12 protein-coding genes are annotated in these 10,470 nt (G+C 27.7%); 11 read left to right on the forward strand and 1 reads right to left on the reverse strand.

Annotation, left to right across the window (positions count from 1 at the left end):
- Positions 1-320 precede the first annotated feature (320 nt).
- From RYO54_RS09865 to RYO54_RS09895, 7 genes are all read left to right on the forward strand, one after another.
- Positions 321-803 (forward strand): hypothetical protein, encoded by a 483-nt coding sequence (locus RYO54_RS09865; protein WP_315118157.1) that lies wholly within the window; start codon positions 321-323, stop codon positions 801-803.
- A 163-nt stretch (positions 804-966) separates the two neighbouring features.
- Complete coding sequence (locus tag RYO54_RS09870; RefSeq protein ID WP_315118159.1) at positions 967-1,722, forward strand: alpha/beta hydrolase; 756 nt, start codon at positions 967-969, stop codon at positions 1,720-1,722.
- A 55-nt stretch (positions 1,723-1,777) separates the two neighbouring features.
- Positions 1,778-2,620: an MBL fold metallo-hydrolase gene (locus RYO54_RS09875; protein WP_315118161.1), complete on the forward strand. Its 843-nt coding sequence runs from the start codon at positions 1,778-1,780 to the stop codon at positions 2,618-2,620.
- 125 nt (positions 2,621-2,745) lie between these two features.
- The gene (locus RYO54_RS09880; protein WP_315118163.1) at positions 2,746-3,816 is read left to right on the forward strand and encodes an SDH family Clp fold serine proteinase; all 1,071 of its coding nucleotides are present in this window, start codon (positions 2,746-2,748) and stop codon (positions 3,814-3,816) included.
- 188 nt (positions 3,817-4,004) lie between these two features.
- Complete coding sequence (locus tag RYO54_RS09885) at positions 4,005-5,669, forward strand: ribonuclease J (protein WP_315118165.1); 1,665 nt, start codon at positions 4,005-4,007, stop codon at positions 5,667-5,669.
- 226 nt (positions 5,670-5,895) lie between these two features.
- On the forward strand, positions 5,896-6,423 hold the full coding sequence (locus RYO54_RS09890; RefSeq protein ID WP_315118167.1) for a hypothetical protein: 528 nt from the start codon (positions 5,896-5,898) through the stop codon (positions 6,421-6,423).
- A 50-nt stretch (positions 6,424-6,473) separates the two neighbouring features.
- A complete protein-coding gene (locus RYO54_RS09895) occupies positions 6,474-7,214 on the forward strand; it encodes a lysoplasmalogenase family protein (protein WP_315118168.1) in 741 nt (246 codons plus the stop codon).
- A gap of 63 nt (positions 7,215-7,277) precedes the next feature.
- Here RYO54_RS09895 and RYO54_RS09900 read toward each other — a convergent pair whose 3' ends face one another.
- Positions 7,278-7,706 carry a hypothetical protein gene (locus RYO54_RS09900; RefSeq protein ID WP_315118170.1) on the reverse strand — a complete coding sequence of 143 codons (429 nt, stop codon included), beginning with the start codon at positions 7,704-7,706 and terminating at the stop codon, positions 7,278-7,280.
- A 218-nt stretch (positions 7,707-7,924) separates the two neighbouring features.
- On the opposite strand from RYO54_RS09900, the gene RYO54_RS09905 reads away from it, so the two are divergent.
- The 4 genes from RYO54_RS09905 to RYO54_RS09920 form a co-directional block, all read left to right on the forward strand.
- Positions 7,925-8,143 (forward strand): (2Fe-2S)-binding protein, encoded by a 219-nt coding sequence (locus tag RYO54_RS09905; RefSeq protein WP_315118172.1) that lies wholly within the window; start codon positions 7,925-7,927, stop codon positions 8,141-8,143.
- 158 nt (positions 8,144-8,301) lie between these two features.
- The gene (locus RYO54_RS09910) at positions 8,302-8,913 is read left to right on the forward strand and encodes an HAD family phosphatase (protein ID WP_315118174.1); all 612 of its coding nucleotides are present in this window, start codon (positions 8,302-8,304) and stop codon (positions 8,911-8,913) included.
- Between the two features lie 282 nt (positions 8,914-9,195).
- Positions 9,196-9,438, forward strand: a complete 243-nt coding sequence (locus tag RYO54_RS09915; RefSeq protein ID WP_315118176.1) for an acyl carrier protein — start codon at positions 9,196-9,198, stop codon at positions 9,436-9,438.
- A partial coding sequence (locus RYO54_RS09920; RefSeq protein ID WP_315118178.1) for an AMP-binding protein occupies positions 9,435-10,470 on the forward strand: 1,036 nt, incomplete at its 3' end. The genes RYO54_RS09915 and RYO54_RS09920, both read left to right, overlap by 4 nt.

Raw genomic sequence — 10,470 nt, forward strand, 5'->3', positions numbered from 1 at the left:
TAAATCTGATAAGTCTAAATATGTTCAAGATTCTGCTGGGAACTGATTAAATGATGCCAGCAAATCAAAATCTGAATGAGTTTTAAAGATTTGTAACGAATAGCTAGAAGAATCTAATATAAAAAACAAAAAGAATTGTTACAAGGGCAAGAAGAACTATAATAAAGAGGGAAAATCATAATAATTAGTAATTGTATATTTTTAAAAATTACAATGCTAAATCATGGATTTATAAGGAAATATAGTATAATGGATCTAATGACACTTAATTTTTATAATTTAGAAATTTAAAAAAGATTAATAATAAAAGGAGAAAAAATATGAAAAAGCTGTTGATAAGTATTTTGATTATTATGTCATTAATATCTATAATTGGATGTTCAAGAAAAGAAATTTCTAATCAAAATGAAGCAAAAGACTATAAAACTGAAGCTGAAGTAATTGTAAAATCAGATGAATTTAAAAGTCGTAATTTAGGTTTTTCACTTGTCTTCCCTGAAAGTTGGAAGAATAAGTATAAAATTGTAGAAGATGATACAAGCATTACCGTTTACTTTAAGCCAAAGGAAAAAGTAGAGGATGGTATGGGAATGTTTTTTACTATAATTAAAAAAACAGATGACTTAGATGAAAATATGTATGACTCAATTTATGGTTGTGAGAAATATTATGAAATAAATGGTGTAACCTATTTTTTAGGTGGAACAACAGACTTAGGGTTTTATGAAAACCATCCTGAAATAAATACTTTTCTAAATATGAAATCAGAAGTATCTGAAATTATAAAGACACTTAACTATTAAAGAATTATTAGTAACAAGTTTAATTTTATATTTTGGAATATTAATTGAATCATTAATAAAGTATTTTTGTACTAATGAATACAAAGTATAACTTTATATATGAAATTTATTAATACTTTAATATTAAGTTGCAAAAAGACATTAGAGAAAAGCGGAGGGAATATTGGAAAGAGTAAAATTTAAAAATTCGAGAAATTTAACTTTGGTAGGAAATCTTTATCCATCTGTTTCTAGTTCAATAATTATAATGTGTCATGGATTTTTGTCTGATAAATATTCAAAAGGAAGATTTGAGAGATTAGCAAAGGCGTTCAATGAATCTAAATATAGTGTTGTAACCTTTGATTTTAGCGGTTGTGGAGAGAGTGACGATGATAGTTTAACCGTAGATAAAAGGGTTGATGATTTGAATTCAGCAATTGCATTTGCAAAGTCAAAAGGGTATAAAAAGATTACTTTATATGGTCATAGCTTGGGTAGTCTTATTTGTCTAAAGTGTTATACTCCAGAAATCATAACAATGGTGTTATCGGGAGCCTTAACTGATTCAATGAAGTATGATTGGTATGAATTTTTTACAAAAGAACAAATGAAAGAATTAAAAGAAAAAGGATATATAACAGAATACTTGTCTGAAGGAGTAAGAAAAGAAATTATAATTGATAAGCAAATGCTTATAGATTTTGAATTAATCAATCAAAAAGAGCTTTTAAAAGATATTAACTGCCCTATTTTAATAATTCATGGTAATAATGATGAAGAAGAAAATCTTCTTTGTAAGAGATCTCGAAGCGGCATGTCATTGCTCTCTAAGGATTCTAGATTAGAGGTTATCCATGGTGCTGATCATAGTTTTCTTGAACATTATGATACTTTGATTCATCTAGTTAATAGGTGGTTTTTAAAGCAAAATTTATAAGGAGAAAAAACGAAAAAGATATATAGATTAATGATATTTTGTAAAGGAGAAATTCATGAAAATAATTACACTTATAGAAAATATAAATAATGATTCAAAGGATTTAATTAATGAGCATGGATTATGTCTTTATGTGGAAAAAGACAACAAACGTATACTCTTTGATACAGGTAGAACTGATGCATTTATTACTAACGCAAGGAAATTAGGAGTCTCCTTAGAAGATATTGACGTTGTAGTAATTTCTCATGGCCATTGTGATCATGGAGGAGGGCTTTTATCATTTTTAAAAATAAATAGTAAGGCAAAAGTATATATGAAAAGAGAAGCTTCAAAAGACTATTATTTTCATTATATGTTTTTTAATAAAAGCGTTGGAATTGATAAGAAGGTCTTTGAGGAATACTCCAATAGAATTAATTATATTGATAGTTTTAGTGAAATAGCTGAAGATGTTTATATTATTACAGATATAGATAAATCCTATAAGATTCCTAAGGGCAATAACTATTTATACTCGAGAGAAGAAGATAAACTAACTAAAGATAAATTTAAGCATGAGTTAATTATGGTTATAAGGGAGCAGGACGGGATATGCATATTTACAGGATGTTCGCACAATGGTGCTGCAAATATGATACAAGCATCCAAGAATGCTTTTCCTGATATAAATATTAAAGCTATCATAGGTGGTTTTCATCTAGTTAAATTGCCAATAATAAAGTCATCAAGTGCTTCACAAGATGAGATTAACATAATTACAGAAAAGATTATTTCTGAGAATATAGAAAAAGTATATACAGGACATTGTACTGGAGAAAAAGCATACAAAACATTGAAGGGTATTTTAGGAGACAGGATAGAGTATATTAAAACAGGGACAAGAATAAATATTTAATAACCATAGATTTACAGATAATTATAAGGTATTGGAGAATAACTATCGATAATAGTGATATGTAAATATAATATATAAATTTCTAAAATAAACTTTTAACATATGATTTAAGGAGAGTAATTATTATGCTTTTTAAAGATAATAAAAATATAAAAGAAGAGGAAATAGAAATAGGTGATGAGAATAACTCCATTCAAAATGAAATCAGGATTAAGCAACCACCGGTTTTATTTCAAGAAACTCAACATTTAATATCCAAAATTGAAGATATGTTGGGGCATAAGATGATCGTCTATTGGACATCAGAAAGAGGAGGAGTTTGCCAAAATGACGTATTAGCCCTCTATGAAATATTTAGGCAAATAGGAAAAAATGAGAAAATATCAATTTTTATTAAATCCGATGGAGGAGATGTGGAAGCAGCTCTAAGGATAGTAAATCTCATAAGGACTTATAGTAATAATGTTACGGCACTTATTCCATTAGAATGTGCTTCATCAGCTACAATGATTGCATTGGGTGCTAATGAAATTTCCATGGGACCTTTATCCTTTCTTACAGCAATAGATTCATCTATAATGCATAATTTATCTCCTATAGATGAGCGTGACAATAGAAGAGTGAGAGTAAGTCAAGATGAGCTTTATAGAATTGTTAAACTTTGGGACAATAATTCAAAAGAACATCATGGAAATCCTTATTCAGATATATTTAAATATGTTCACCCTCTTGTTATTGGAGCATTAGATAGATCTAGCTCTCTTTCTATTAAAATATGTAAGGAAATTTTGTCATATCACATGAATGATAATGAAGAGTGTGACAGAATAAGCAATCATTTAAATGGAGATTACCCATCTCATGGTTATCCTATAACATCAAGAGAGGCAAAGTCTATAGGATTAAATATAACAAATCTTAGAGAGGATATTAATAATCTTTTATTGGAGTTAAATAAATGCTATTCTGAAATGGCTCAAAGAGCTTTAACAGATTATGATGAGTACAATTATCATGATAATGAGATATTAAATATTCTAGAAGCATCAGACATTCAAGTATTCTATCAAAATGATAAAGACTGGAATTATATAAAAGATGAAAGAAGATGGCAAGTTCTCAATGATGAGAGCTCATGGCGTAAAAGTGAAGTGGTAGATGGGAAAGTTATTCACGATATATTTTACATAGCTTAAAAATACTATACAGAGTATATCTCAAATTATATAAAGTTTATAAAATTAATAGACGTTGGTATAAAAATTAAAAATAAAGTTTTAATAAGAAAGAGAATTAAATTCATCACTGGAAGGCAAAATAAAAGAAATGAAATTAATAAGATAGTAAAAGGTAATTTAAAAAAATCTAAGGAGGCGGCAGTCCAGTGAAAAGTGAGAGTAGTATAAAAATCATTCCTTTAGGGGGACTTGGAGAAATTGGCAAAAATATAACGGCTATTGAGTATAAAGATGAGATTATTGTTATAGATTGTGGAATATCATTTCCAGATGAAGAGATGTATGGCGTAGATTTAGTAATTCCTGATATATCCTATCTACTAGAAAACTCAAATAAAGTTAAAGGCATTTTTTTAACTCACGGTCATGAAGACCATGTAGGATCTTTACCATATATTTTGAAGCAGCTTAATGTACCTGTTTATGGTACAAGATTGACATTAGGTATAGTTGAAAACAAACTAAAGGAACACGGTATAGATTCAGATTGTGAGCTTAACACAGTAAAGGTTGGAGATACAATAAAAGCAGGAGAGCTAGATATAGAATTTATAAGAGTTACTCATAGTATAGCAGACTCATGTGCTATGGCAATTCACACACCAGTAGGTATAATATTGCATACCGGTGATTTTAAAATAGATTATACACCTATCGATGGAGCAGTTATGGATTTAGAGCGAATTTCAAGTTTAGGCAAAGAGGGTATACTATTGCTTATGGCTGATAGTACCAATGTAGAACGTCCAGGACATACAATTTCAGAAAAAGCTATAGGAGAAACTTTAACTAGAATATTTTCTAATGCTATAGGAAGAGTTATTGTGGCTACCTTTGCATCTAACATTCATAGAATGCAACAGATAATAGATGCATCTTTAAAGTATGGAAGAAAGGTAACTTTTAGCGGAAGGAGCATGGAAAATATATCACAGTTAGCTATGGAATTAGGTTACCTTCATATACCTGAAGGCCATATTATAACTGTAGATGAAATAAACAATTATCCTAACGAACAGATAACAATAATAACTACAGGAAGTCAGGGTGAACCTATGTCAGCTCTTGCAAGGATAGCTTTTTCTACCCATAGAAAAATTGCCATTGAACCAAAAGATTTGTTTATTATTTCAGCATCGCCAATTCCAGGAAACGAGAAATTAATATCTAGAGTAGTTAATCAGTTATATAAAAAAGGTGCAGACGTAATTTATGAAGATTTAGAAGAAGTGCATGTATCAGGTCATGCTTATCAAGAAGAGTTGAAATTAATTCATACATTAGTTCATCCTAAATTTTTCATGCCTGTTCATGGTGAATATAGGCATTTGAGACATCATGCTAATTTAGCTAAAAAACTAGGTATGGAAGAATCAGATGTATTTATTTTAGAAACAGGTGAAGTTTTAGAGTTATCTAGTGAAGAAGCTCAAATATCAGGAAGAGTTCCTACAGGGGCTGTATTTGTAGATGGACTTGGAGTAGGCGATGTGGGAAATATAGTACTTAGGGATAGAAAACATCTAGCTCAGGACGGCATGATTACTATAGTTGCGACCATAGAAAGAGAATCCTATAACATTATAGCAGGTCCAGACATAATCACTAGAGGATTTGTGTATGCAAAAGAATCAGAAGATTTAATTAATGAATCAAAAGAAATTGTTAGAAGAGAGTTGGAGAACTGTTTAGACAATAGAATTATTGAATGGTATGTATTAAAAGCAAATATGAAAAAATCTCTAGAAAAATTTCTGTATGAAAAGACAAAAAGAAGACCAATTATACTTCCCATTATTATGGAAGTTTAAAGTAATATTAGCTAATTTAGTTTACCCTTATATTAGTCGCCATGGAGTGTTAGACCATAGGCGACTTTTTCTATTGACAAATGCATAGAGGTTATATATTAACTAGATATAGTTTTCCTGTAGATTTTTAAAGTATTTTTAAGAATATATTTGCAGTATTCTTAAAATAGTAGCCTTAATTATGGTATACTTTATTATTATAAAAAGGAAGAGGAGGATATTACATATGAATACAGATAAAATATTATTTATATTAGTAGTTATACTTGCTATAAGTATTGTGGTATGCCTAATTAAAAAGGTAGCCAAGTTTATTATATTTGTTTTAGTAGCACTGTTTGCTTTTATTGTAATAAAAGGAGTTATCGATGGGAAAAGTCCAATGGATATATTTAATTCAACAAAAGCTAATGCTATTTATACAAAACAGCTCTATGATTACACAGGAAAGATAAAGAAATCAATCGATAATAGCTTAGATGCTATAGATAATAAATCCTTTGAAAAGTTTAAAGAGGAGAATAAGAAACTCAATGAATACTTAGAAGAAGTTCTAAAATTACCTCATGAGGAAGAATTAAATTCTATTCATGAAAAATACTGTGATTATCTGAAAGACATAGTAAAATCTTCAAATGCTTTAGTGGCCTCAGGAAAATTTACGGAGGATACTTTAAAGGACATGGAGCAGGTTAAGTTAAGTTTAAATGAGTATTTAAAAGGCTTAATGAGTGTTGAAAAAAAAGTTAAATAATTAAGGCACATCATGCACAAAATAAAGGGAGTAAAAATCTTTATTATGGCATGGTGATAAAAATGGAAAGCATAAGTTATAAGAAAGTAGTTCTTAAAATTTTATTAGTATTAGTGTGCATATTATATTTTTTATTTCTATATATGGATTGTTTCAATGTGAAGATGTTTATATCATCTGATGGAATTAAATATATATGTACAATACTTTGTTTTATAATATCCCTTATGATAGGTGAGGATTCTTTTAATAAGAGAGATTTATTTTTGCTTCAAGGAGGGCTTTTTTTTACTGTTATTGCAGATTTATGTCTTCTTATTCTAAATTATTTTACTTTAGGAGTAGGCTCTTTTTGCATAGTTCAAATACTTTACTCTATTAGATATGAACTTACTAAAGCTAAATTCACAATCTTAAGTTTTGTAATGGTATCTTGTACTATAACAATTCTCTATAGGATAATTAATTTTTGGGTTGTAAAGCTTGATATATTACTTGTAGTAGCATTCTTTTATTTATTATGTTTAATTACAAGTATTGCAAGAGCTATAAAGGTTTATAAAAACAACCTATATCCATCTCCAAATCAATATATGATAGTATTAGCTATGCTACTTTTTCTTTTAGGAGATATAAACGTAGGTTTATATAACATAACCAGATTAATAGATTTATCTGGAGAATTGTCTACACTATTACATAGAACCTCAGGACTATTAATATGGATTTTTTATCTTCCTTCTCAAGTATTGCTTTCATTAAGTGGATACAGCTTTTCTTCGACTAGATAATTAGATAAAAGCTTATATCAAATTTGATATAAGCTAAAATTGTTACTAGGGATTATAATAGTTTTATTGTAAGGTGCTTGGATTTAAATTTAGACTTTTTATAAGTGTATCTGTATCTCCTTGAAAGGTGAAAAAAATCATTCTATCTTTATCATCAAAGACCATTAAATATGGTTCTTCTCCTTTGGGGAATATTATAATTACCACATCAACAAAAGTATTTATAAATTCATTCTGTACCATTGCTGGATTTTCTAAAGGAATTTTAATCATGTATCCTTTATCAGGGATAGGATTGAATTTACAATACATACTCTTTATTCCTTCGAGATAATTTTCAACTTCTTTTTGCATTGTGGGATTTGAAGGAACGTTCATTATAACTTTTTCTTTACTTATATCAAAAATTTCAATATCTATATTTGTTTTAGCAGAAACATTTGATGATATTAATATGAATGTAATTAAAAGGACGGTCACTTTTTTAAACATGGAGAATCACCTCATCTTAATGTTCCCTAAAATAGCGTAAGTTATTTTAAAATAAATTGTAACTATAAATTAAGTGATTATGAAAAAATAATTATATTAGAATAATTGTTTATTGTATATGAGAATATTATAAGAGATATATTTATAATTTTAGAAATAAATGATATAATAATTATTATTCGATAATAGTGATTATTGAATTTACAGGAGGTAAATATATGGAAAACAATACAAATGAAGCAATAATGGATAAATTGAAGAAAGTATGTGTATGTAAAAACGTAAATAGAGCCACTATTAAAAGTGTTATAAAATCAGGTGCAAGAACATTAGAAGATGTTAAAACTGCTACAGGTGCGGGTACTGGTGCTTGTAAAGGAAGAAGATGTTTACATGTAATTGAAGAATTATTAGAGGAGTACCACAAATCAAAATAAATAAGTAAAAAGCTCTCAGTTTTTTAAACTGGGAGTTTATTATTTTTAGCATATTATTAAGATTAAAAAATTGTAACACTAGATAAATTATTATACAATAATAGTAAATGGTAAAATTTTAATACGCAATTTATTATATATATATATAGGAGGACAAGATGATTAAGACTATAATCTTTGATTTAGGAAACGTATTATTAAATTTTAAGCCTATAGAATATTTAAGAAGTAAGTTATCTGATGAGATTAAAGTTCAAGAAGTATACAAAGAAATATTTTTAAGTGAAGAGTGGATTTTACTTGATAAAGGAGATATAACAGAAGAGGAGGCTGTAAACAGAATATGTAATAGAAGTTTCAATAATAAAGAATTAATAAAGCTTTGCATGGAGAACTGGTATGAATTGCTTACTCCTATAGAAGAGTCAGTGAAAATTTTAGAAGAGGTTAAATTAAAAGGCTATAAAACATTAGCTCTATCTAATTTTCATTTGCTTGCATACAAAAATGTAATAGAAAGATATGATTTTTTTAATTATTTTGATGGAGGTATAATTTCCTTTAAAGAAAAGTTACTTAAGCCAGAAAATGAAATTTATGAAAAACTCATTATGACATATGAAATCAATCCAAAGGAAACTATATTTATAGATGATACAAAAAGTAATATAGAAAGTGCTAAAAAACTAGGATTTAAAACTATACTTTTTGATAACTCCGTAAATTTAAGAAATGAGTTAATAGAATATAAGGTTTTAAATGATTATTAATTGAGGTGTACTTAAGTATATGCTTCATAAAATTTGTGGGGAAATACAATTATAATATAATTATTTTGATGCAAGAATAAAACAAGATGCATTTTTGCATCATTTGAAAAATATTCTTGTAATAGGGGCTTGTAATTATAATTATGATATAACTTAATTTAAATGGTTAGTATTTGTTGCAATTTTGCAACAAATACTAACCATTTTGTGTCTTTAAGCGTTGGTATGATATTTGCTATATTTTAAGTATAGATAAAAATATATATGGTAGGAGGGCTTTTTATGAACAATTTAGAAAAACTTAATGAAATATTATGTGATGTTTTTAATATTAAAGATGAATCCTATACAAATGATAAATTAGGACCAGATGAAATTGAAGGATGGGATTCCTTAGCACATGTAGATTTAACAAATAATTTAGAAGAATACTTTAATATTTCAATAAATGTTGTGGATATATCTAGAATGTATACAATAGGAGATATAAAAACTATTCTTAAAAAATATGGCGTGGAAATATGACCTTTACAGATTATATTTTTGAAACATCAAGATTTTATGATAAAGTTGCTGTAATAGATAAGGAAGGATATTCCTATAAACACATACATTTTAAAGTAAATAGTATTTCCAATTGCTTAAAAAACAAAGGGATAGAAAAAGGGAATCCAATCCTTTTAATGGCAGAAAACTCTCTTTTTTTTATTGAAGCTTATTTTGGGATAATAAAAAGTGGGGCAGTTTGTGTTCCTATAAATCCTAGTTTATCTATGGACCATATAGAATATATATTAAAATCCTTAAATATAAAATATGTCTTTATTCAAAAGAAGCTAATGAATAAAATAGAAAATCTTATATCACATGATATGGAGATATATACAGAAGAAGATATGGATAAATTAGATATTTATAAAGAAGATATAGATAACAATGTAAAGATCCATGATGTTGCATTAATTTTGTTTACTTCTGGTTCTACAGCAAAACCTAAAGGAGTAGTTTTAACCCACAGCAATTTGATTTATAATACTAATTCAATTATAGAATATTTAAGATTAAGTGAAAAAGATAGAATAGAAGTAGTGTTACCATTTTATTATTGTTATGGAACTTCACTTCTACATACACATTTTAGAGTTGGAGGGAGCTTAGTTATAAATAATAAATTTATGTTCCCACAGACAGTATTAGATGACATAAACAAATATGAATGTACAGGTTTTGCAGGTGTACCAAGTACTTTTCAAATATTATTGAAAAACAGCGATATAAAAAATACAAAATTTCATTCATTAAGATATATAACTCAAGCAGGTGGGAGGATGGCTAATATTTTTATAGAGGAATTAATGAATATCCTTAAAGGTGTGGATATTTATATAATGTATGGACAAACAGAAGCAACTTCAAGATTATCATATCTTCCACCAAATTTATTAAAAGAAAAGTTAGGTTCCATAGGTAAAGGAATTCCAGGAACTAAATTGAAAGTAATCAATGAACATGGAACATCAGTAAAACCTGGAAGAGTTGGAGAAATAGTAGCTATGG

The sequence above is a fragment of the uncultured Clostridium sp. genome, assembly GCF_963515715.1.
In the GTDB taxonomy this organism is placed as follows: domain Bacteria; phylum Bacillota; class Clostridia; order Clostridiales; family Clostridiaceae; genus Clostridium_AW.